This is a genomic window from Candidatus Palauibacter polyketidifaciens (assembly GCF_947581785.1).
Taxonomy (GTDB): Bacteria; Gemmatimonadota; Gemmatimonadetes; order Palauibacterales; family Palauibacteraceae; genus Palauibacter; species Palauibacter polyketidifaciens.
The window spans coordinates 40,142-61,367 of record NZ_CANPVO010000036.1 but is presented as its reverse complement, the minus strand read 5'-3'; the positions used below and the strand labels follow the sequence as shown (position 1 = coordinate 61,367).

At 68.3% G+C, this 21,226-nt stretch carries 20 protein-coding genes; 12 read left to right on the top strand and 8 right to left on the bottom strand.

What is annotated here, in order from left to right:
- Positions 1-106 precede the first annotated feature (106 nt).
- The 4 genes from RN729_RS09480 to RN729_RS09465 form a co-directional block, all read right to left on the bottom strand.
- Positions 107-448: a hypothetical protein gene (locus RN729_RS09480; protein ID WP_310784106.1), complete on the bottom strand. Its 342-nt coding sequence runs from the start codon at positions 446-448 to the stop codon at positions 107-109.
- Positions 449-672: 224 nt separating this feature from the next.
- The gene (locus RN729_RS09475) at positions 673-915 is read right to left on the bottom strand and encodes a hypothetical protein (RefSeq protein WP_310784103.1); all 243 of its coding nucleotides are present in this window, start codon (positions 913-915) and stop codon (positions 673-675) included.
- Positions 912-1,856, bottom strand: a complete 945-nt coding sequence (locus RN729_RS09470; protein ID WP_310784100.1) for an MBL fold metallo-hydrolase — start codon at positions 1,854-1,856, stop codon at positions 912-914. The genes RN729_RS09475 and RN729_RS09470 overlap by 4 nt, the downstream gene beginning before the upstream one ends.
- Positions 1,853-2,773: a VOC family protein gene (locus RN729_RS09465; RefSeq protein ID WP_310784097.1), complete on the bottom strand. Its 921-nt coding sequence runs from the start codon at positions 2,771-2,773 to the stop codon at positions 1,853-1,855. Before RN729_RS09465 ends, RN729_RS09470 begins: the two co-directional genes overlap by 4 nt.
- Before the next feature lie 46 nt (positions 2,774-2,819).
- On the opposite strand from RN729_RS09465, the gene RN729_RS09460 reads away from it, so the two are divergent.
- Both RN729_RS09460 and RN729_RS09455 read left to right on the top strand, forming a co-directional pair.
- Positions 2,820-3,350, top strand: a complete 531-nt coding sequence (locus tag RN729_RS09460) for a DinB family protein (RefSeq protein ID WP_310784094.1) — start codon at positions 2,820-2,822, stop codon at positions 3,348-3,350.
- 73 nt (positions 3,351-3,423) lie between these two features.
- On the top strand, positions 3,424-3,684 hold the full coding sequence (locus tag RN729_RS09455) for a hypothetical protein (protein ID WP_310784091.1): 261 nt from the start codon (positions 3,424-3,426) through the stop codon (positions 3,682-3,684).
- Between the two features lie 37 nt (positions 3,685-3,721).
- Here the strand turns inward: RN729_RS09455 and RN729_RS09450 are convergent, their stop codons facing one another.
- Both RN729_RS09450 and RN729_RS09445 read right to left on the bottom strand, forming a co-directional pair.
- On the bottom strand, positions 3,722-4,105 hold the full coding sequence (locus RN729_RS09450) for a copper resistance protein CopC (protein WP_310784088.1): 384 nt from the start codon (positions 4,103-4,105) through the stop codon (positions 3,722-3,724).
- A 113-nt stretch (positions 4,106-4,218) separates the two neighbouring features.
- The gene (locus RN729_RS09445; RefSeq protein ID WP_310784085.1) at positions 4,219-4,515 is read right to left on the bottom strand and encodes a hypothetical protein; all 297 of its coding nucleotides are present in this window, start codon (positions 4,513-4,515) and stop codon (positions 4,219-4,221) included.
- 355 nt (positions 4,516-4,870) lie between these two features.
- On the opposite strand from RN729_RS09445, the gene RN729_RS09440 reads away from it, so the two are divergent.
- The 4 genes from RN729_RS09440 (at position 4,871) to RN729_RS09425 (ending at position 11,702) form a co-directional block, all read left to right on the top strand.
- Positions 4,871-7,087, top strand: a complete 2,217-nt coding sequence (locus RN729_RS09440; RefSeq protein WP_310784082.1) for a TonB-dependent receptor — start codon at positions 4,871-4,873, stop codon at positions 7,085-7,087.
- A gap of 79 nt (positions 7,088-7,166) precedes the next feature.
- A complete protein-coding gene (locus RN729_RS09435; RefSeq protein ID WP_310784079.1) occupies positions 7,167-7,655 on the top strand; it encodes a hypothetical protein in 489 nt (162 codons plus the stop codon).
- Positions 7,656-7,900: 245 nt separating this feature from the next.
- Entirely contained in the window at positions 7,901-9,916 is a 2,016-nt protein-coding gene (locus RN729_RS09430) for a hypothetical protein (RefSeq protein ID WP_310784076.1), read from the top strand.
- Between the two features lie 58 nt (positions 9,917-9,974).
- Positions 9,975-11,702, top strand: coding sequence for a carboxypeptidase-like regulatory domain-containing protein (locus tag RN729_RS09425; protein WP_310784073.1), 1,728 nt, complete (start codon positions 9,975-9,977; stop codon positions 11,700-11,702).
- A gap of 31 nt (positions 11,703-11,733) precedes the next feature.
- Here RN729_RS09425 and RN729_RS09420 read toward each other — a convergent pair whose 3' ends face one another.
- On the bottom strand, positions 11,734-13,038 hold the full coding sequence (locus RN729_RS09420) for an amidohydrolase (RefSeq protein WP_310784070.1): 1,305 nt from the start codon (positions 13,036-13,038) through the stop codon (positions 11,734-11,736).
- 243 nt (positions 13,039-13,281) lie between these two features.
- On the opposite strand from RN729_RS09420, the gene RN729_RS09415 reads away from it, so the two are divergent.
- The 5 genes from RN729_RS09415 to pdxH all read left to right on the top strand — a co-directional run bounded on the left by RN729_RS09415 (position 13,282) and on the right by pdxH (position 18,098).
- Positions 13,282-13,728 carry an ArsI/CadI family heavy metal resistance metalloenzyme gene (locus RN729_RS09415; protein ID WP_310784068.1) on the top strand — a complete coding sequence of 149 codons (447 nt, stop codon included), beginning with the start codon at positions 13,282-13,284 and terminating at the stop codon, positions 13,726-13,728.
- Positions 13,721-14,326: a sigma-70 family RNA polymerase sigma factor gene (locus tag RN729_RS09410; RefSeq protein ID WP_310784065.1), complete on the top strand. Its 606-nt coding sequence runs from the start codon at positions 13,721-13,723 to the stop codon at positions 14,324-14,326. Before RN729_RS09415 ends, RN729_RS09410 begins: the two co-directional genes overlap by 8 nt.
- On the top strand, positions 14,323-15,591 hold the full coding sequence (locus tag RN729_RS09405) for an FAD-dependent oxidoreductase (RefSeq protein WP_310784062.1): 1,269 nt from the start codon (positions 14,323-14,325) through the stop codon (positions 15,589-15,591). The genes RN729_RS09410 and RN729_RS09405 overlap by 4 nt, the downstream gene beginning before the upstream one ends.
- A 105-nt stretch (positions 15,592-15,696) precedes the next feature.
- Positions 15,697-17,406 carry an Ig-like domain-containing protein gene (locus RN729_RS09400; protein WP_310784059.1) on the top strand — a complete coding sequence of 570 codons (1,710 nt, stop codon included), beginning with the start codon at positions 15,697-15,699 and terminating at the stop codon, positions 17,404-17,406.
- Positions 17,403-18,098 (top strand): pyridoxamine 5'-phosphate oxidase, encoded by a 696-nt coding sequence (gene pdxH, locus RN729_RS09395; protein WP_310784057.1) that lies wholly within the window; start codon positions 17,403-17,405, stop codon positions 18,096-18,098. The genes RN729_RS09400 and pdxH overlap by 4 nt, the downstream gene beginning before the upstream one ends.
- 47 nt (positions 18,099-18,145) lie before the next feature.
- On the opposite strand, the gene RN729_RS09390 is transcribed toward pdxH, so the two are convergent.
- Positions 18,146-19,495, bottom strand: coding sequence for a sodium-dependent transporter (locus RN729_RS09390; RefSeq protein ID WP_310784055.1), 1,350 nt, complete (start codon positions 19,493-19,495; stop codon positions 18,146-18,148).
- Positions 19,496-19,578: 83 nt separating this feature from the next.
- On the opposite strand from RN729_RS09390, the gene RN729_RS09385 reads away from it, so the two are divergent.
- The gene (locus RN729_RS09385; protein ID WP_310784053.1) at positions 19,579-21,195 is read left to right on the top strand and encodes a SulP family inorganic anion transporter; all 1,617 of its coding nucleotides are present in this window, start codon (positions 19,579-19,581) and stop codon (positions 21,193-21,195) included.
- Positions 21,196-21,226: the final 31 nt, after the last annotated feature.

Sequence of the window (21,226 nt, the reverse complement as noted above, 5' to 3'; positions counted from 1 at the left end):
CCTGGACGATCGACGATCCCAACGTAGCTCGGATCGTCGAATACAGCACAGGCGTTTGGACCATCACAGGGTTGGCAGTCGGCGAAACATCGATCCGCTTGCGGCATCATAGTCCGTTCACCGAAATCTCTAAGCGACTCAAAGTCGTGGAGCAACCCTCGGTCACATGGACGATCCCCGTCGACACCGGCTGCGGCGAGACCGTATGCCCGGGGTGAGGGGCTTGTGGCGAGTCCGGCAGCCGTCCGCGGTAGCGCTTCTCTTCCTGGTGGCGTGCGGCGGGGCCGAGGTCGTATCCGGGCATTTGCCGTTTCCTTGTTCGACCGTGATCGATCTCCAGCCAGATCTCGAACCAGGCGATGAGATCGTAGTTCCAGTGGGTGGATCGAAGAGGGTTCGCGTACATATCCTGAACCGGCGCCGGTGGGGCAGGGACCGTGAATTCCACTCAAACTGTTCCTATCTGTTCGTCGCGCGACCGAACTGGACGATCGATGACCTGAGTGTGGCTCGGATCGAGGAGTACAGCGCAACCGCCGCGCTGTACTCCTCCTGGACGATCACGGGGTTGGCGGTCGGAAAAACATGGATTCACCTGCGGTACGATCTTCGCGAGCCCGAAATCTCAATCCGGCTCAAAGTCGTGGAATCCTGAAGCCACTACGGGTGGGTTCATAGCTCCGCGCGGTCGTGCTCCACGGCTTCGAGGGCCTGGAATACATGCACGGCCGCGCAGGCGATGGAGCACATCAAGTCGAGCGGCTCGCCGTCCGCGAGCCAATGGGTGATCGAATACACCAGCAGGGCGGCGTTGGCCAGCGAGACGCCTGTTGCTCGGACTCGGCGCTGCAGGAGTTGGCCGAGACCCGGGACGAGAAGGCTCGCGAAGCCCGCGACCGGCGGCGTCAGCTTCATGCGGCCGAGGTTCGCTTGCGCCAGTAGCGGGCGAGGCCCCACCACGAGTCGCCGGCGCCGAAAGCGTTGATGTAGGTGTCCACGGGCTCCGCCGGCATGCGCCCGCGCAGGTCTTGCTCCACCCACGCCGCGAAGGCCCGGGCCCGGGCGGGGTCGGCGGACGTGTCCGGCTCCGCCGCGTCCTCTTCGCCCAGCGACTCGCGCACGATGCGGGCCCAGCGCGCGAGTTCGTCGCGGAGTTTCGCGAAGTGGGCGGCCGGGTCCTCGACCGCCCCGAAGTGGGTCGGGATGATGCGGTCGGGACCCCACGCCATGACCCGCTCCATGCTCGCGTTCCAGCCTTCGACGTCGATGTCGGGTACGGGAGTGACCGGGATCACGCCCCCCGGCGGGATGCGGATGCCGCCCACATCGCCCACCCACGCCGTCCCTCCGTCGTCCTCGAAATAGGCGACATGGTGCTTCGCATGGCCGGGCGTGTAGGCGACGCGCAGCGCACGATCGCCAAGTTGCAGGGCATCCCCCTCGTCCACCGCAGTGACGGACTCCGCGGGCACCGGAAGGAACTCTCCCCACAGCGTCTCCATCCGGTCGCCGTAGATGCGGCCGGCCGAGGCGAGGAGACGCTCCGGCCGGATCATGTGGGTCGCCCCCACGGGGTGCACGTAGACCCGCGCCTCGGGCACCCGGCTCACGATGGTCCCGGCGGCCGTGGCGTGATCGAGGTGGATGTGCGTGAGCAGGATCGCGCGCACGTCGGGGAGGCCGGATCCGGCCTCCCCGAGCCCGGCCTCCAGCGCGGGGAGGCAGGTCGTGGGCCCGGGGTCGACGAGCGCGATTCCATCCCCGGTTTCCAGGACTCCGGTGCCGATGGCGAGGTCGAAGCCCTGGAACTTCAGATCGACGATGGAGGTCCGCGCGTCGAGCGTGTGGATCGTCATCCGTCCTCCTCGGGGTCGGCCGGGCCGGCCGGATTGGTCGGATCGGAGCCGGCGTCGGAGGGTCGCAGTTCGATCCAGAGCCCGCCGGCGTTGCCGAGCACGATGTTGTCGGAGACGGACCCGGGTCCGCCGCGCACGGTCAGCGACACGACCGGGGCGGACTCCGGATCGGCCATCCAGAGGCGCGCGTCGACGACGTAGACGGTGCCGCCGCGGATGCCGACGGCGCGCCCATGCAGGTGCTCGGGGTGTCGCGACGGGCCGCAGTCGCGGGCCCCGAAGGCGAGCAGGAACCGCGTGAGGCGCTCCGGGTCTTCCACCATCACCCACACCGCCTCGAGTCCGCGGGCGCCGTTCGGGTGCGGCGCCGGGTCCGCCGACGTCGCCCTCCCGGGATCGGAGGTCACGAAGAACACGGGGTGAAGCGGGTGGCCTCGGGGGAAGACGACCCGGGGGCCCGCTCCGCCCGAAACCGCGGCCAACTCGGGTTCAAGTTCGCCCGCGATCTCCAGGACGCCCGCCGGCGTCGGACCGGAGAACGCGAGATACGCCCCGCCTCCGCCATCGGCGATGAGGTCCGCGTAACGCTGCGCTTCCACGGTGCCCGGCGCGTCGGGGCCGGGGGCAGGGGCAGGTTTCATCGTCCTCAGTTCGAGCCGGGTCCCGTCGCCGAACGGAATCGATGCCGTCGCGAGACCGTTCTCGTCCCGCTCGGGACTCCGGACCCGGAAACCGAACTCGTCGGTGAGTCGCTGCGAGAGGGCCTCGAGGTCTTCGACGGCGATGGGCACGTGGTCGAGGCGCAGCGAGGATCCCGGGGCGACGCACGCCCCCGGAGCCCCCTGCGCGAGGGCGGCCGAAGCCGTTCCGAGCAGGGCACAGACGACCGTCGCGATGGGAATCGAGCGGTGGTTCATGGGGACAAGATGTCGCCGGGACGGCGAGGTCGATAGCTTGCCGGCCATGAACCGACCTGGACCCGACGAACACGGCGAGTACTACTCCACCTACATCGACCGCGTACCGGCCGACCGGCCCTTGGTCGATGTCCTCAGCGAGGCGCCCGACGAACTCGACGCGCTTCTCTCCGGCCTCCCCGGCGAACGCGAGCACTTCGCGTACGAGCCGGGGAAGTGGACGTGCCGCGAAGTGCTGGGTCATGTGATCGACACCGAGCGGATCTTCTCCTATCGCGCGCTCCACATCGCCCGCGCGGATTCGGCGGAGCTGCCGGGGATGGATCAGGTTGAATGGGCCGCGGCCTCCAACGCGGCCGATCGTCCCATCCCGGAACTGCTGCATGAATTCCGTGCGCTGCGCACCGCGAACGCGGCCTTCTTCGCCTCGCTCGACGAAGACGCGCTCTCGCGCCGGGGAGTCGCGAGCGGCGCCGAGTGCACGGTGCGGGCGCTCATCCATATCATCGCCGGCCACGAGCTTCACCACCGGGACGCGCTCAGGGAGCGATACCTGGCCGCCCGCGCCGAAGACTGAGGAGACCGAGATGACCGAGGTTACGCTCTACTACCAGCGCCCGGGCTGAACGAGCTGCAAACGCACCCGTGCGGTGTTCGACGAGACCGGCGCGACGATCGCGGAGGAACGATCCACCACGAAGTCGCCGCTCACGGATGACGACGTGCGGGCGCTGCTGGCGGCCGCCGAGCGCGTGGTCATTGCGAAGGGAAGGAGCCGGCGCGACCTGGACCCGGCCGAGACCGAACTCGATGCGCTCAAGGGGCCCACGGGGAAGTACCGCGCGCCGATCGTGCTGGCGGGAACCACGCTCCTGGTCGGCTTCAACGCCGAAGCGCTCGCGGAACTGTAGCGTCGCCTCCCGGCCGGGGCCGGGATCCGGCCGGGATTCAGCGGGCGGTTTGCACCGTGAAGCCGAAGTCGCCGCGGATCGTGTGGCCGTCCTGCGACATGGCGCGCCACATCACCTCGTAGTCGCCGTCCGCGAGCGTCTCGCTGACCTCCAGCACGACGACGCTGGGGTCGTCCCGATCCGCGGTCGCCGGCTCGAGGTCGAGGGGTTCGCCCCCCTTCGGCAGGAGCCGAACGGACGTCCCGGCCATCTGCGGGGCCTCCGTGAACCACAGCGTGACCGTCTCGGGGCTGGTCGTCACCAGCGCGTCCTTCTTCGGAGACGACGCCTCGAGGGCGAGGTGCGCGCCGACGAAGACGCCCGCCGTCGAGAACGCGGCGGCCGCCACGACGGCTGCCCCTCTTCGAATCCATCTGGACATCGACTCGTCCCGATCCTGATACGCTGAGTCATCCGGGGTCGAACGACGGCGCATCCGCCGCTTGCCCCCGAGCCTCCCGAGACTTCAAAAGTCCCGGGTACACCTTCAGGATGCTACCCGTTCCGCGATCCGCGGCAACCGCCCGATGCGGACGGGCCGCCAACTTGACTCGTTCCGCCACCGAACGCAGCTTCCAGCACTTGATCCGGAGTGCCCTTTGGCGGCACCCGGAATACTCTGACGGCATAGCTGTGAAGCGGATTCCTCCTCAACAGCCGCGGGATCTTCGCCGGCTCGGCGTTCACGCCATCGTCCTCCTTCAGGCCTTGGTGTTCGCCATTCTGCCAGCGGTGGATGCGGTGCTTGAAGCCGAAGCGCCGAGCGCCGTCGTGCACGTTGAAGGGGAGCACGAAGAGGGCGACTCCGGGCACAACCACCTGCTGTGCCAGTTGGCCCGTACCGTGTCGCCGGGGTTTCCTCCCCTGATACCGATCGAGCTGTCGGCGGTATCCGAGACCAGCCCCGACACCCCGACCGCGAACGTCTGGCAACGCCGCCCGACACCGCCCGGCGGGAGCGGTCCCCGAGCCCCTCCTCGAGCCTGACCCGCTTCCGGGCCGTCGTCCCGGAAGCCCCCCGATCGTCCCGTGGGAGGCGGATCGCAAGTCTCCCGAAACACCCGTTACCCGCAGAAGCGTTTTCAGCGAGATGCACCGCGCCGCTCCAGCAGAAGCGGTTGCCGTTGCGTCTCGAAGAAGGCTGTCCATGGTGACAAGGCGTCTGGCCGGTCTGATCCCGGCCGCATTGGCAATGGCTGTTGGAGCCACCGACTCGTCCGCGCAGGTGGAACACGCGGGTGAGATCGAGGGCATCGTGCGCGATGCCGACTCCAACGAGCCTCTCGCCGGCGCCATGGTCTCCATCGCTGCTTCGGGTGGCCGGGCGGTCTCGCACGGTGACGGCACGTTCCACCTCCCGGTGCCGGGCCCGCGAACCTACACGGTGCGGGTCGAACGGCTGGGCTACCGCACGGTCGCGCTGGAAGTCGATGCATCGGCGGAAGAGATCGTACTGGTGACGATGGAGGCCAATCCCATCCCGCTGCCGGACCTCGTGGTCACGGGGTCGGTCGTGGCCCGCGCGGCGAACGAAGTGCTGCGCCCGACCAGCGTATTCGCGGGAGAGGATCTGCAGCGTCGTCTGGCCGGAACCCTGGCGGAGACGTTGTCCTCCGAGCCGGGGCTGGCGGTGAGCACCATGGGGCCGGCCTCTGCGCACCCGGTGATCCGGGGGCTCAGCGGTGACCGCATCCTGATGCTCGAGGATGGGGAACGGGTCGGCGACGAGTTTGCGAGCGGCCCCGACCACGCCACGGCGATCGATCCATCGTCGGCGCGCCGCGTCGAGGTGATCCGCGGACCGGGTGCGATTCTGTACGGAAGCAACGCGCTGGGGGGCGTCATCAACGTGGTTCGCGACGATGTGCCCTCATCCGTGCCGCACCACCTTACGGGCGCCTTCACCCTCCAGGGACAGAGCGTCAGCAACGCGGCGAGCGGAAGCCTGAATCTCACGTATGGCGTGACGGACCATATCCCGGTGCGGTTGGAGCTCTCCCGTCGCAGCAGCGGCGATCTGGAGACCCCGGTCGGACCCCTGCAGAATACGAGTACGGATATCCGGGAGATTTCCGGCGGAACCTCGTGGGTGGACGACTGGGGACATGCCGGCGCGACCTTCCGCTACTACGGCAACGACTACGGCATCCCCGGAGGATTCGTCGGGGGTCACGACGCCGGGGTGCGCGTCGAGATGGAGCGGACCGCGACCAGGCTGCGCAGCGTACTCCGGCCCGCCGAGGTTTTCGAGAGCATCGAGGTCGACGCGGGACACACGTGGTACGAGCACCGGGAGATCGAACCCCCGGACATCCTGGGAACGCTCTTCGAGCGCCAGACGGTGAGCGGCGAGGTCCTCGCCCGCCACAGCGGCTGGGGCCCCTTCTCCTCGGGAGGGGTGGGAACGCGGGGTTCCCGGGAAGACTTCGGATTCGGAGGCGCCCTCTTCACGCCGAACTCGACGCAGACCTCCTTTGCCGTGTTCGTGCTGGAGGAGGTCGATCTGAATCCGATACGCGTGGAGGCGGGCCTCCGCTACGACTGGGTGCGCGTGCGGCCCGACCGGGAGGATCCCTCCTCCGACATCGGCCACATCCGCGAGAGATCGTTCGGTGCGGCATCCGGGTCCCTTGGGGCCCTGGCGCAGCTCACGCCGAGCTTCACGGTGGGTGCTTCCGTCGCCAGGGCGTTCCGCACCCCCAGCGTCAACGAACTCTTCTCGGAGGGTCCCCATCTGGCGGCCTACGCCTTCGAGGTCGGGAACCCGTCGCTCGAGGTGGAGCGCGGGACAGGGATCGACGTGTTCATGCGTCTTGTGGGTGACCGGCTGAACGCCGAGGTGACGTGGTTCCATAACGCCATCGCGGACTACGTGTTCCCGCTCGAGACGGGAGAGTTGAGCCGCGTGCGGTTGCCGATCTTCCAGTTCCAGGGAGAAGACGCGGTGCTCACGGGATTCGAGAGCGCGCTCGAGTGGGCGCTGGTCGGGGACCTGACCGTAGAGGCCGTGGCTTCGTACACCCGGGGCAGGATCGTGGAGACAGACGAACCGCTTCCGCTGATCCCGCCGCTGCAGGGGCACTTCGCCGTCGGCTACGCGCCTCGCAACTGGTTCGTCGAAGCGGAAACGCGGGTTGCGGCTGGCCAGGACCGGACGGGTCCCTTTGAGAGCGCAACTGACGGATATACAGTGTTCGATCTCTCCGCCGGCATCCGGATCACGGTTCTTGGGCGGCTGAACGTGATCACCGTACGGGGGGAGAACCTTGGCAACGCAGTGTACAGAAACCACTTGTCGCGCGTGAAGGAGATCATGCCCGAGGCCGGGAGATCTGTTAGCGTGGCTTATCGCGTCGTCTTCTAGAGCGAGCCATACGAAGCCGCAAGCGGAGATGCTTCGTGACGGGAGCGACCGGAACATCAACACAACGAGGTGAAGAAAGATGAGACATTTTCAGCCGAAACGGCCATTCGCCCTGCTGACCGCGGGACTGCTCGTCCTTGCCGCCTGCGGCGACAGCGCCATGGAACCCCACGATCATGACGATGAGGAAGATCATGCCGAAGAAGTCGAGGGCGTGATCCTGTCGCTGAGCGGCCAGAACATCGCCGCCTACAACGGAGACACCGGACAGTGGACGGGAGAACTCGAGGTCGAGCCCGGCGAGGAAACCGCCCATATCCAGGTCATGTTCGTAGATCACAACGCGCAGGCGGTCACGCTCGGCAGCGACTTCTACCTGATGGTCGAGGTCGAGGACGAATCCGTCGCGGAGTTCGAGCAGGACACCCCCGGCGAGTTCGGAGGACACCTGCACGGAGTGGCGGAGGGCGATACGGACGTGACCTTCAGCCTGATGCACGGTGCGGTCGGGTCGGGGCACGCGGACTTCGTGACCGCGCCGCTCCACGTTCACGTCCACGAGCACTAACGACGGCTAGCCGGGCTCGGTCGTTCGCAGCAGTCCCGCAAGCCCTCCCCGGATCGATTTCTCGGGGAGGGCTTGCCTTTGCCCGCAAGGCGGGCGGCTCCAACGCAGGAATCTCCGTGCGGCCGCAGCGTCGCAGGAGGGGATCGGAGCTTGACCACCGAATTGGGGGCGGCTCATGTTCAGCGCCCGCCAGCCGCCGCCCGTCGGCGGCCGCGTCGATCATCTCCCCCGTTCAAGAGGTCTCGATGAGCAGAGTGCGCTCTACATCCCATGCGCCGCCATCCATGTGGCGCCGCATCTCCGTCCTGCTCGCGTTCGGCGTCGCCGCCGCGGGCTGCGCCGAAGGTGGCGGGGGCGCGGCCGACGGCGCCGAGTGGAGGAACATCGCGGGCAACGACATGGGCCAGCGCTACTCGTCCCTCGACCAGATCGACGCGGAGAACTTCGGGGATCTCGAGATCGCGTGGGTCTGGGACGGGTCGGACTACCCGGCCGTTAACGCGCGCGCCACGCCGATCTACGTCGACGGGATGCTGATCTCCGTGGCGGGCGAGAAGCGGCACACGTACGCGATCGACGCGGGCACCGGGGAGAAGATCTGGGAGTACGTCGAGCCCGAAACCTTCCGCTGGGAATACTCGATGCGGAAGAACCACGGGAAGGGCGTCGCGTACGGGGAGATCGACGGTCGCGCGGTCGTCTACATGGTGAGTCCGGCCTTCTTCCTGCACGCGCTGTGGGCCGACACGGGCGAGCATGTGGAGGGCTTCGGCGGGCCCGTCAGCGTCCCGGGCTTCCCCGAGTCGGGGGTCGTCGACCTGCTCGCGGGGCTGGGGCACGAGTTCGACCCGTACCACGGCATCCCGCTCGAGACCGGCTACATCACGAGTTCGTCCCCCCCGATCGTCGTCAACGGCGTGATCGTGGTCGGGAACTCCGCCGAGCAGGGCTACAACCAGTCACGGCGCGAGAACGTGCCGGGCGACATCCTCGGCTACGACGCCCGCACGGGCGACTTCATGTGGAAGTTCAACGTCCTCCCCGGCCCGGGCGAGTTCGGACACGAGACCTGGGAAAACGACGCCTGGGAATGGACGGGCGACATCTCGTCGTGGGCGCCGCTCTCGGCGGACGAGGAGCGGGGCATCGTCTACATCCCTACCAACGGGGCCACGATGGACTTCTGGGGGGGCTTCCGGCCGGGAGACAACCTGTTCTCCACAAGCTTGATCGCGCTCGATGTGCAGACGGGAGAACGGGTTTGGCACTATCAGCTCGTGCACCACGACATATGGAATTACGACACGCCGCAGATCCCCGTGCTGATGGACGTGACCGTCGATGGCAAGGACATCCCAGCGGTCGTGCAGGTCACGAAGCAGGCCTTCGCGTACACGTTCAACCGGGAGACGGGCGAGCCGATCTGGCCCATCGAGGAGCGGCCGGTGCCGGAGGGTCTCATGCCGGGCGAGGCGCTCTCGCCGACGCAGCCGTTCCCGACCTGGCCGGCGCCGTACGACATGCAGGGGCTGACGCACGACGACCTGATCGACTTCACGCCGGAACTGCGGGAAGCCGCGATCGAGGCGCTCGACGACTATGTGATCGGGCCGCTGTTCACGCCGCCGCTGCACCGGGACAACGATCTCGGCAAGATGGCGTCGATGTGGTGTCCGGGAGACGTGGGCGGCACGAACATCGACGGGACGCCGGCGGCGGATCCGGAGACGGGCATCCTCTACGTGACGTCGCAGAAGGGGTGCGGGTCGCGGATCATGGTGCCGGGCGAGGAGCGTGACGCCCGGGAGCCCGCGCAGACGGGGACGACGATCACGAAGTTCGCGGTCGGCGGGTTCGCGGGGGTTCGGCGGGTGCAGGGGCTGCCGCTCTTCAAGCCCCCGTACAGCCGGATCACGGCGATCGACATGAACACGGGCGAGCACCTGTGGTGGATTCCGGTGGGAGACACGCCGAACAGCGTGCTCGAGCATGACGCGCTCCAGGGCATGGACATCCCGAACACGGGCACGGGACGGCAAGCCGCGCAGATCGTCACGAGCACCCTGCTCATGTACACGGGGGAGGGAAGTGACGGGACCTCCTACCTCTTCGCCGTGGACAAGGCGACGGGCGAGCGGCTCGGACAGGTGGAGCTGCCGGCGCTGCCGCGGTACGGGATGATGACGTACATGCACGAGGGACGTCAGCACGTCGTCATCCAGGCGCCGAACACGCTGATCGCGCTGCGCCTCGCCGATTGACCGCCGGCCTCCGGCGGTCCGGATTGGCGCCGATGGCGGCGCCTCGCGACATTTTGGCATGAGGCTGCTACTGCTCGCGATGGCCATCATCGCCCCGGCGGTCGCTTCGCCCGCTGCCGCCCAGCGGATCAACGGCACGGTACGCGAAGCCGAGGGCGGACCGCTCATTTCGGGCGGTTTCGTCAGCCTTCTGGACGCGGCCGGCGAGGCCGGGCAGGCCGATTTCACGGCTGCGGACGGCCTCTTTTCGCTGACGGCGCCCGGCCCTGGGCAGTACCGCATCCGCGTGCAGCGCATCGGATACGCGAACTGGGTCACCGAGGCCTACGAAGTGACGGCGGGGCAGACGCTGACGGTCACTGTCGAAGTCCCGCCGCGACCGGTGCGGCTCGTGGACCTCCGCGTCGAAGTCACCGCGGCCTGCCTCGACGATCCGAGCGAGGGAGCGGCGCTCGCCACCGTCTGGGAAGAGGCTCGCAAGGCGCTCGAGACTGCGGTGTGGGCCGAAGACCGGGGCGAGGTGACGTTCACGGTCACGGAATACGAGCGCACGCTGGATCCCGAATATCTCTCGACGCTGGAGTCCGAGAGCCGCGTCCGCCGACATGTGCGTCTGCCGCCGTTTCGGAGCCTGCCGGCGCGCCGGCTGACGACGTCGGGCTACGCGCTCGTGGACCCGGATTCCTCGGTCTTCTACGCGCCGGACGCGAACGTGCTGCTGTCCCGGGAGTTCAGGAACACGCACTGCTTCGGGCTCCGCCGCGATGAGGTGGATGACGAACCGATGCTCGGCGTCACGTTTCGCCCGAGGGATGATCGGGACGTCATCGATATCGAGGGTACGCTCTGGCTCGACGAGGAGAGCGCGGAACTCCGTCGCGTGCAGATCCGGTACCGCAACGTCCCCCTGCCGCAGGGTGCGCGGCGTCAACTCGTCGGCGCGGACCTCACTTTCGACCGTCTGCCGGAAGGCCCCTTCTACGTCCGCGACTGGTGGCTGCGCTTCCCGGTCGGGGGCTACTCCCGGCGCATCGGGACCGCGGGCCTCTCGACTCGTCGGCGGGCCGTGCTCGTGGCGTACCGGCAGACCGGCGGAACGGTGTCCGACGCGTTCGTCGGAGGCGTCTCGTTCGAGGTGGGAGAAGGCGTCGTGGCGGGCGTCCTCGGAGACAGCGCGAGCGGCGAGCCGCTCGGCGGCGCGGACGTCGTGCTTCGGGACTGGGATGACGCGGCAGCGTTCGTGCCCCGGCCCAATGCGGCCGACGCCCCGTTCAGCGCCGTCACCGATCACGCCGGCCGGTTCCAGGTGGGCGGGCTCCCGGACGGCGCATACGCGCTGGGCGTGGACCATCCGAGACTGCGTGCCGCCGGCGTGCGGATGAACGAGATCCGCGTCGTGGTCGACGACCGGGTCAGCGAGCCCCTCGAGCTGTGGACGCCGTCCGCCGACGCCCTCTTCGCGCGCATCTGTCCCCGTTCGTCGCCCCGGGGGAGTACGGGTGCCGTGGTCGGGATCGCACGCGATGCGGACACCGGGCTCCCGGTGCCGGATATCGAGATCGAGGTCGTGTGGCGGGTGCGCCGGCTTCAGGGCGCGGCGCGGACCGCCTCGGTGTCCGAGCAGTCGGAATACGCCGGCGGGGCGTCCGACGAGCGAGGCCGATTCGCGATCTGCGGCGTCCCTCTCGGCGAACCGGTCCTCCTGCGGCCGCGGGGCGTGGACGAGGGCGTGGAACTCGAACTTGCGACGCGCCTCGCGTGGCGCGACGTGTTCGTAGAGCCGTAGCCCCTGGCCGCGGCTCCCGCGGCTCCGACGGTCAGTCGGTGGACGGGCGTCGCGACTTCAGGTAGTCGAGGAGCAGGTTCGACATCGCGCGCATCCCGATTGAAATCGAGGCGTCGTCGGCGCGGAAGTCCGGCGTGTGGTGGCCGCCCGAGCCGAGTTCGGGGTTCACCGAGCCGAGCCGGTAGTAGAAGCCCGGCACCTCGTTCGCGAAGTAGGCGAAGTCCTCGCCGCCCATCGTGGGATCGATGACGTGCACGTTCGCCTCGCCCACGATCTTCGCCAGCGTCGGCGCCATCTCGGCGGTGAGACCGCGGTCGTTGATCGTGGCCGGCGTGCCGCGGTCGTAGTCGAGCACGTAGCTCCCGCCGCCCGCGCGGGTGATGCCCTCGAGGATCTCATCCATCCGCCGTTCGACCGCGTCCCGGACATCGGGGTTGTACGTGCGGACCGTGCCTTCGAGCCACATCTCCTGCGGGATGATGTTGAAGCGCTCGCCGCCCCTCATCACGCCGACCGTGATCACGCTGGGTTCGAGGGGCGACAGGTTCCGCGAGCGGATGGTCTGGAAGGCCGTCACCGCCTGCGACGCCATCACGACCGGGTCGATGCCGCTGTGCGGCTGCGCGCCGTGCGCCTGTTGCCCGATGATCCGGATCTTGAAGTGGTCGACCGCCGCGAAGGCGGGGCCGGGCGTGTAGCCGAGCGTCCCGACGTCCATCGAGGAGAAGGTGTGGAGTCCGAAGATGGCGGAGGGCACGACGCCTTCCAGCGCGCCTTCGCGAACCATGAGATCCGCGCCGCCCTCCTCGCCCGGAGGCGGTCCTTCCTCCGCCGGCTGGAAGATGAACTTGATCGTGCCCGGGATCTGGTCGCGCATCGCGGCGAGGACCGAGGCCACGCCGAGTTGCACGGCGGTGTGCACGTCGTGGCCGCACGCGTGCGACACGCCGACTTCCTGTCCGCCGTACTCGGTGCGGACCGTGGAGGCGAAGGAATACCCCGTGTTCTCGGTGACGGGGAGCGCGTCCATGTCCGCCCGCACGGCGACGACATCGCCGGGCAATCCGCCCTTGAGGATCCCGATCACGCCGGTGTGCGCGACGCCCTCGGTGACTTCGTCGAACCCCAGTTCCCGAAGGTGCGCCGCCACCATCGCGGCGGTCTCGAACTCGCGGTTGCCGAGTTCGGGGAACTGGTGGATCCGATGGCGCATGTCGACGATCCGGTCGATCACGCGGTCTACCGCGGCATCCACGGCGGGATCCTGCCCCGCCAGCGGCGTGACGAGCGTTCCGGCGAGCCATGCGAGGGCAAACGGAGTTCGTCGAGTACGCATGCTTCTTCCTGGTCGCGGATTCACACGAGGGACCGTTGCGGCGAACGGTCTCGACTGGGCACGAAACGTGGGCCGCCGGGGTCCGTGCAGGCAACGGTGCTGGGGCCGGCGATAGCGGCTGGCGGCGGCGGCCGGTTGAGGCGAGACTTCGACTCGTTGCGTCCTTTCGCCGTCTCGTTCGTCTAACAGGATGAGAAGAAGAAGTGGAGGAACGACGAGCCACGAAACCGGAGAGAAGGATCCATGCGACTACAACTTGCCCTGAACGTGAGGGACATCGACGAAGCGGTGGACTACTACCGCAAGCTCTTCAACGCGGCGCCCCACAAGCGCCGCGCGGGCTACGCCAACTTCGCCATCGACGAGCCGCCTCTGAAACTCGTGCTGTTCGAGAACCCGGACGCGGCGGAACGCGTGAACCACCTGGGCGTGGAAGTGTTCGACGACGCGCGGGTCCGCGAGGCCGGCCACCGGCTGGAGGCCGCCGGAATCCTCAGCGAGGTGGAAGAAGAGACGGTGTGCTGTCACGCGACCCAGACGAAGGTCTGGTCCGACGAGCCGCAGGGTCTGCGTTGGGAGTGGTACCGCGTCACCGACGATACGCCGGACGGCGAGAAGCTGATCGCACCGTCCGCGACCGCGCCGTCGGCGGCCGCGTGTCTCGACGAGTCCGAGACCTGCTGTGCCTGATCGCTCGGCGCGGGCCATGCCGGCATGGTCCGAGTTTCAACGACGCATGCGGCGCTACGTGAGCGGGCGCGTCGAATCGGCGTGGGCCGATGACGTGACCGGCGACATCTTCCTGCGGCTGCTGCAACGTCAGGACAGTCTCGCCGAGGCGCGGGATCCGCTCGCGTGGACCTACCGGGTCGCGGCCAACGTGATCGCCGACCATCACCGGCGCCGGTCTGTCGAACGGCGGACCCTGGAGCAGCTGGGTGCCGAAGCCCAGGCGCCGGATCCGGGCCTGAACGGCAGCGACCATGAAGCGCTGCGCCGGGATCTGGAGGCCTGTCTGCTGCCGTTCGCGCTCGACCTGCCGCCGAAGTACGCCGAGGCGCTGCTGCTGACGTACTTCCGGGGATTGAGCCAGGTCGAGGCGGCGCAGCGGCTGGGACTGAGCGTCTCCGGCATGAAATCGCGGGTGCAGCGGGCGCGAGCGATGCTTAGGCGACAGCTCATGGACTGCTGCGACTTCGAGATGGACCGGCGGGGCGGGGTGATCGACATGCGGCCCCGCGAAGCGGGCCGCGACGGAAACGCTGCCCGCGGGAGAGCCGCCGGGTGAGAGTCGCGGTCATCGGCGGTGGCGTCATCGGGTTGTGCGTCGCGCACTATCTCGAGCGTCGTGGAGCCGAGGTCGTGCTCGTGGAACGAGACGAGATCGGCGGCGGGTGTTCAAGAGGAAACGGCGGTTGGGTATGTCCCTCGATCTCCCGCCCCCTCCCGGCCCCCGGGCTGACGCTGACCTCGCTCTGCTGGATGCTCCGCTCCGACAGCCCCCTCTACATCAAGCCGTCGGCCATGCCCAGGCTCATGGGCTGGCTGTGGGCCTTCCGCCGTCACTGCAACGCCGAGAACTACCGGGCGGGGGTCGCCGCGCTGGCGGCGCTCAACGCGGCGACGAACCGGCTCTACCGCGGTCTCGCGAACGAGGGCATGGCATTCGAGCGCGCGGCGAGCGGGACCATCCTTGCCTACGACGATGAGAGCGAACTCCGACAGACCGAGGAGTTGCTGGCACGGCTGGGAGAGGACCGGGTGGGGCCGGTGGACGTTCTCGACCGCGAGGCCCTCGCGGAGGCGGAGCCGGATCTCGGTGGCAGCCTGATCGGCCTGCGGGTGCGCGGGGACACGCATGTGCGCCCCGAGTCCCTGTGCGCCGAGATTGCGGCGAGCCTGGAGGCACGCGGCGTCGAAATCAGGACCGGAGAGCGTGTCGTCGGCTTCACGCCCGCGCACGGCCGCGTCCAGATGGCGCTCACGTCGACGGCGGGGAACGACGCCGCAGCGAACGGGGAACCGGCGAGGGTGGGCGCGGATGCTTTCGTGCTTGCCGCCGGGGCCGAGACCGCTGCCCTTGCGGCGACGCTCGGGCGGAAGCTTCCCGTGGAGGCGGGGAAGGGCTACAGCATCACCGTCAGGAACGCGCGGGTCCGGCTCTCGCAGCCCCTGCACGTGACTCCCGCGAGAATCGGCTTCACCCCGTTTCGCGGGGCGGTGCGCACGATCGGCACGATGGAGTTCTCCGGCGTCAACCTGCGCCTTGACCGCCGCCGCATAGCGATCCTTGAGCGGGCCGCGCGGCGTTACCTGCCCGGGGCGCTGGAGGGAGCGGAGCGCGTCGACTGGGTGGGCATGCGGCCCGTGACGCCGGACGGCCTCCCCGCCGTTGGCTGGCTGCCCGGTCTCCCCAACGTGTGCGTCGCCACGGGACACCAGATGCTCGGCGTCACGCTGGCCCCCTCGACCGGCCACGCGCTCGCGCAACTCGTGCTCGACGGTCGCTCGGACATCGATCTCGCGCCCTTCGATCCCGCGCGCTTCACCTGACGCCTCGGGCCTCCGGGGTGTCCGGATTCGTTGCGGCCGGGAACCGGCGGGCGCATCCTGGGGCGCGTCGCCCATGGTGGTCGACGATACGGGGCTGGATGAGCGATGGCACCTTTTCGACTCCGCACACAACCCGGGCCGCGAGCGCCGCATCCTCGCCGTTGTCGGGTCCTGCTCGTCGCTCCGCTGCTGGTTCTGGGGTGCGGAGATGGCGACCCCGGAACCGCACCGCCGGGCGCGCCCGTACCCACCACACTCGCCATCACCCCCTCGTCCGCGGTCTTGGCCGCATTGGGACAGACCGTACAACTGACGGCGACCGTTCGCGATCAGACCGGCACGGTCATGTCCGGCGTCGGTGTGAACTGGGCGAGCAGCGACGGCGGAATCGTGACGGTCGATCCCGCCGGGCTGGTTACGGCGGTAGGCAACGGAGCCACGAACGTCACGGCCACCGTCCAGGGCGGCGGCGCCTCTGGAGGCGCGGCCATCACTGTTTCCCAGACGGTCACCGCGCTGACGGTGTCGCCCGATCAGGCCGCGATTGACGCGCTGGAAACGCTTCAACTGACCGCACAGGCTCTGGACGCGAACGAAAACCCGGTCGCCGGCGTGGACTTCTCGTGGCTCTCGCATAACGAGTCGGTGGCTACGGTAAGCACCGCTGGCCTGGTGACCGCGGTGGCACCGGGATCGGTAGTGATATCCGTGCAGGCGTCCGGAACCGGCCTCAACGCGACCGCGCGGATCGTAGTGAACGTGTCCGAAAGGTTTGCCTTGGTGACGCTCTACAACGCGACCGGCGGCCCGCGCTGGACGATGAGCGACAACTGGCTGACGGACGCGCCGACCGGCCAATGGCACGGAGTGACGACCGACGCGGAGGGCCGGGTAACCGGACTGGAGCTCCCAGGCGTCGGGCTTGAGGGCCGCTTGCCGCAGGAGTTTGCGCACCTCACGAATCTTCGGCGTCTCAACCTGTCATACAACCAGTTGACCGGTGACATTCCGGCATATCTGGCGGAGTTCACGGAGCTTGAAGAACTCAGCCTCGCCGTGAATGCGCTCGCGGGCCCGATCCCGGTCGAGCTGTCCGGTCTCACCCAGCTGAAAGTACTGGACCTCTCCAACGATCTGTTCGCGGGTCGGAACCGGCTCACCGGGCAGATTCCGCCCGAACTCGTCCAACTGGGCCATCTCGAGGTGCTGAACCTCGCCTTCAACAGCTTGACGGGACCGATTCCGGCTGAGCTCGCAAGCCTGCGCAGCCTCACCGTTCTCGACATTGAGCAGAATGACCTGAGCGGCACTATTCCACCGGGTCTGGTCAACCTCTCGGGTCTTGAAGTTCTCTCGCTCGCCGGTAATCGAATCACCGGCGCCATTCCTTCGGGAGTCGGAGACCTTTCCAATCTCCGCGACCTGAAGCTCCACATGAATCAGCTGTCCGGGCCGATCCCGCCCAGTCTGGGGAGACTGGGCAGGCTGGCCCGGTTGTCCCTGTGCTGTAATGCATTTACGGGTCCGATTCCGCCCGAGTTGGGCAACCTTTCGTCCGTTGAGTTTCTCGGACTTCAGGTAAACGAACTCTCCGGGTCCGTGCCTTCCGAGCTTGGAAGGCTTTCCGCGCTCCGGCACCTGTACCTTTTTACCAATGCGGATCTGCGCGGGCCGCTTCCGCAGGAACTCGTGAATTTGCGACTCACCACGTTCAACTGGATCCTCACCGGCCTGTGTTCTCCGCCCAACGCCGGATTTCAGAATTGGCTCCGGAGCATTCCGCGCTACGACGGCGGAGGCGTGTGTTCGGAATGAGCAAACTCGACGATCTTCGCGCCCACCTGCGGGCGATCCGCACGCTCACCAAGGGCGTGACGCACGGCCTACCGGTACTCGAGGCGGCGGAGGACCCCTATGATTTGTTCAGCGACTGGTTCCGGGATGCCGAGGCCTCGGGATTGCTCCTGCCTGAATCGATGGCGCTCGCCACGGCGACCGCTGACGGCCGGCCTTCGGTGCGGATGGTCCTCCTGAAGGGAGTCGGCCCCGCCGGCTTCCGTTTCTTCACCAACTTCGGCAGCCGCAAAGCCGCGGAACTGGACGACAATCCGCGGGCGTCGCTCTGCTTCCACTGGTCGGTGCTCGAGCGGCAGGTACGCGTTGAAGGACGTGTCGAGCGTCTCTCCGCGGAAGACTCGACGGCGTACTTCGCGACGCGCGACCGCGGGAGCCGGATCGGCGCGTGGGCGTCGGCGCAGAGCCGGCCGATCGCCGATCGCGCGGCGCTCGAAGCCCAGGTGGTGGAGGCGGAGTCCCGTTTCAGGGGGAGGGATGTCCCGCTCCCCGACTTCTGGGGCGGTTATCGCCTGGTTCCGGATCGCTTCGAGTTCTGGCAGGGCCGCGCCAACCGGCTGCACGACCGCCTCGAATACACGCCGCGCGCCCGGAGCCTCGACGGGGGCCGCGAAGCCGACGACCATTGGGAGGTCACCCGCCTCCAGCCCTGATCGAGCGGTCTCGCGATCGCCGCCCGCACGCAGCTGGAGGTTTGCCGCTAGCTCAGAAGGCCGAGTCCCGCGAGGACGACGAGACCCACGGCGACCGGGACGAGGAAGCGCATGACCGGGCCCCAGGCCGCCGTCACGCGGAAGCGGCCCGCGCCGGCGTTCGTTTCCGTGCGGAAGCGTTCGAACCCCCAGACGGTCGCGACGTAGAGGGAGATCGTGAGCCCGCTCACCGTGAGGAAGATGTTCCCCGATACGTAGTCGGCGAGTTCGAACAGCCCGCGGCCTCCAACCTGTACCGCGGCCCATGGCCCGCCGCCGAGCGCGAGCGGGACCCCCGCGAGGATGGTGACGCCGAGCACGACCCAGAGCGATCGCCGGCGGCTCCAGCCCAGCGAGTCCATGGCGCTCGCCGTGAGAGCTTCGAGCAGCGCGAGGCACGACGTGAGTCCCGCAATGAACACGAAGAAGAAGAAGAACGCGGCGGCCACCTCGCCCGCCGGCAAACGGCCGAAGAGCCCCGCCATCGTGATGAAGAGGAGGCCCGCGCCCTGGTCGGGCTCCATGCCGAAGGCGAAGAGGGCGGGGAACATGACGAACCCGGCAAGGACGGCGGCGAGCGTGTCGCAGGCCACGATGGAGGCGGCGCTCCCGGGGACGTCGCTCCGGCGCGGATGCAGAAAGCTCCCGAACACGAAGGCCCCCATCATCCCGACCCCGATGGAATAGAAGGCCTGCCCGAGCGCCGCGAGCCACGTCTCGGGACCGATGGCCGAGAAGTCGGGCGCCAGATACCAGCGAACGCCCTCCCACGCCCCGTCCAACTGGAGCGAGACTATTCCGAGTCCGATGAGGAAGAAGAAGAGGATGGGAATCAGGAGTCGTGCCGCGCGCTCGATCCCCCGCCGCAACCCGCGGGTGATGATGAGTCCCGCCAACAGCATTACGGGAATCGTGTATGCGAGAACCTCCCCGGGGCGCGCGGTGAAGGCCGCGAACGACTCCGCCGCGGCCTGCACGCTTCCGGCATCGTAGCCTCCACGGAACGCGCGGACGAAATAGGCGGCGATCCAGCCCATGATGAGTTGGTAGTAGGACATGATGAGGAATGCGGCGCCCGCGCCGAGCCAGCCGATCGCGCGGAAGGGGCTTGGTCCCGCGAGCTTTCGCATCCCGGCCAGCGGCGTCGCCTGCGCCCTCCGCCCGAGGCTGATCTCGGCGGTGAAGAGCGGGATTCCGATCAGGACCGCAAGCAGGATGTAGATGAGGAGGAACGCGCCTCCCCCGTTCTCGCCCGCTAGGTAGGGGAACCTCCAGATGTTGCCGAGCCCCACCGAAAACCCGGTGGTGGCGAGGATGAAGCCCAGCGGGCTCCCCCAGCGTTCGCGCGGCGTGCTCATCCTCCAAGAGTTGCCGGGGGACGCAGCGCCGTCCAGAGTAGGGCACCGAGGAGGGAGGTGAGGATGCCGGAACGGCTCAGTCAGTGAACTACGATCTGAAGACCTTCCGCGGCGACGTTTTCGGCGGCGTCACGTCGGCCGTCATCGCGCTCCCGGTCTCGCTGGCCTTCGGCGTGGCCTCGGGCCTCGGAGCCGAGGCTGGCCTGTACGGCGCGATCGCGGTCGGCTTCTTCGCCTCCGTATTCGGCGGCAACCGGTTCCAGATATCGGGTCCCACGCCGGCCATGACCGTCGCCATGTCGGTCATCGTCACGACGCACGCTTCGACGCTGGGCGAAGCTTTCACGGTGGTCGTGCTGGCCGGGCTTCTGCAGATCGCGCTGGGCCTGTTGAGGACGGGCCGGTTCGTCGTGTACACGCCTTACGCCGTGATCTCCGGGTTCATGTCGGGGATCGGCGTCATCGTCATGCTGATCCAGATCCTGCCCTTCCTCGGCGCGCCCGCGGCGGAGGGCGGCCCCATGGCCGCGGTGCGGGCGGTCCCGGAAGCGCTGGCGAACCTGAACGGCAGTGCGTTCGCCATCGGCGCGGCGACACTCGCGGTGAGCATCTTCTGGCCGCAGCGGCTTTCCCGGCTGCTCCCCGGTCCTCTCGTCGCCCTGATCGCGGGAACCGCGCTGGGCGTGTTCTGGCTGACCGACGCGCCGATCATCGGCGCGATCCCCGCCGGTCTGCCGGAACTGCAGCTGAGTCTGCCCTCCGCCAGCTTCCTCGCCCGCGCCTTCCATCCGGCGCTCGTTCTCGCCCTCCTCGGCTCCGTCGACAGCCTGCTCACGTCGCTCGTGGCGGATTCGCTGACCGGTACGCAGCACGACTCGAACCGCGAACTCGTCGGCCAGGGCCTCGGCAACACGATTGCGGGCCTGTTCGGGGGATTGCCCGGGGCGGGGGCCACGATGGGGACGGTCGTCAACATCCGCGCCGGCGGTCTCACGCGGATGTCCGGCGCCCTCCGTGCGATCCTGCTGCTGGGCGTCCTGCTGGGCCTGGGCCGGTTCCTGGAACCGATCCCCCATGCCGTGCTCGCCGGCATCCTGATCAAGGTCGGGTGGGACATCATCGACTGGCCCCTCCTGGCCCACCTTCACCGCATTCGGCGCGACCACCTCTTCGTGCTGGTGCTGACGCTCGCCCTCACGGTGTTCGTCGACCTCGTGACGGCCGTGGCCATCGGGCTCATCGTCGCGGGCATGGCGCACGCGCGGCAGATCGAGAGCCTCGAACTCGACAACGTGCTCTCGGTGCCGCTGCTGGACCGGGTGTTCTTCGAGGGTGTCGAGGATACGGCCACGATGGACGACTATTCGGCGCGCGTAGGCCTCGTCGCGCTCCGCGGGGCGTTCACCGTCGCGTCGTCCCACAAGCTGGTGAACGTGATCGGGAAGGATATCAAGGACCACGAAATCGTCATCTTCGACTTCTCCGACGCCACGTACCTGGACGACAGCGCCGCCATGCTCATTCGGCAACTCCTGGATGTCGCCGCAAAGAGCCGCACGCACGTCATCGTGATGGCGGTGTCCGGCTCCGTCGAGAAGACGCTGCTCACGCTCGACATCCTCGCCAGGCTGCCCGCGGAGCATGTCGTCGAGACCATGGATCAGGCGAGAGAAGTCGCGCTGGACCTCCTGAAAGACTGATCGGGATGTCGAAGTTCGGTGAGGCGGGACG

What these genes read in the sequence shown, in the direction of transcription:
- RN729_RS09475 (WP_310784103.1), bottom strand. Translation starts at nt 915, where the DNA reads ATGAAGCTGACGCCGCCGGTCGCGGGCTTCGCGAGCCTTCTCGTCCCG.
- RN729_RS09400 (WP_310784059.1), top strand. Translation starts at nt 15,697, where the DNA reads ATGGCACCTTTTCGACTCCGCACACAACCCGGGCCGCGAGCGCCGCAT.
- RN729_RS09430 (WP_310784076.1), top strand. Translation starts at nt 7,901, where the DNA reads ATGAGCAGAGTGCGCTCTACATCCCATGCGCCGCCATCCATGTGGCGC.
- RN729_RS09420 (WP_310784070.1), bottom strand. Translation starts at nt 13,038, where the DNA reads ATGCGTACTCGACGAACTCCGTTTGCCCTCGCATGGCTCGCCGGAACG.
- pdxH (WP_310784057.1), top strand. Translation starts at nt 17,403, where the DNA reads ATGAGCAAACTCGACGATCTTCGCGCCCACCTGCGGGCGATCCGCACG.
- RN729_RS09390 (WP_310784055.1), bottom strand. Translation starts at nt 19,495, where the DNA reads ATGAGCACGCCGCGCGAACGCTGGGGGAGCCCGCTGGGCTTCATCCTC.
- RN729_RS09460 (WP_310784094.1), top strand. Translation starts at nt 2,820, where the DNA reads ATGAACCGACCTGGACCCGACGAACACGGCGAGTACTACTCCACCTAC.
- RN729_RS09450 (WP_310784088.1), bottom strand. Translation starts at nt 4,105, where the DNA reads ATGTCCAGATGGATTCGAAGAGGGGCAGCCGTCGTGGCGGCCGCCGCG.
- RN729_RS09440 (WP_310784082.1), top strand. Translation starts at nt 4,871, where the DNA reads ATGGTGACAAGGCGTCTGGCCGGTCTGATCCCGGCCGCATTGGCAATG.
- RN729_RS09435 (WP_310784079.1), top strand. Translation starts at nt 7,167, where the DNA reads ATGAGACATTTTCAGCCGAAACGGCCATTCGCCCTGCTGACCGCGGGA.
- RN729_RS09470 (WP_310784100.1), bottom strand. Translation starts at nt 1,856, where the DNA reads ATGACGATCCACACGCTCGACGCGCGGACCTCCATCGTCGATCTGAAG.
- RN729_RS09415 (WP_310784068.1), top strand. Translation starts at nt 13,282, where the DNA reads ATGCGACTACAACTTGCCCTGAACGTGAGGGACATCGACGAAGCGGTG.
- RN729_RS09425 (WP_310784073.1), top strand. Translation starts at nt 9,975, where the DNA reads ATGAGGCTGCTACTGCTCGCGATGGCCATCATCGCCCCGGCGGTCGCT.
- RN729_RS09465 (WP_310784097.1), bottom strand. Translation starts at nt 2,773, where the DNA reads ATGAACCACCGCTCGATTCCCATCGCGACGGTCGTCTGTGCCCTGCTC.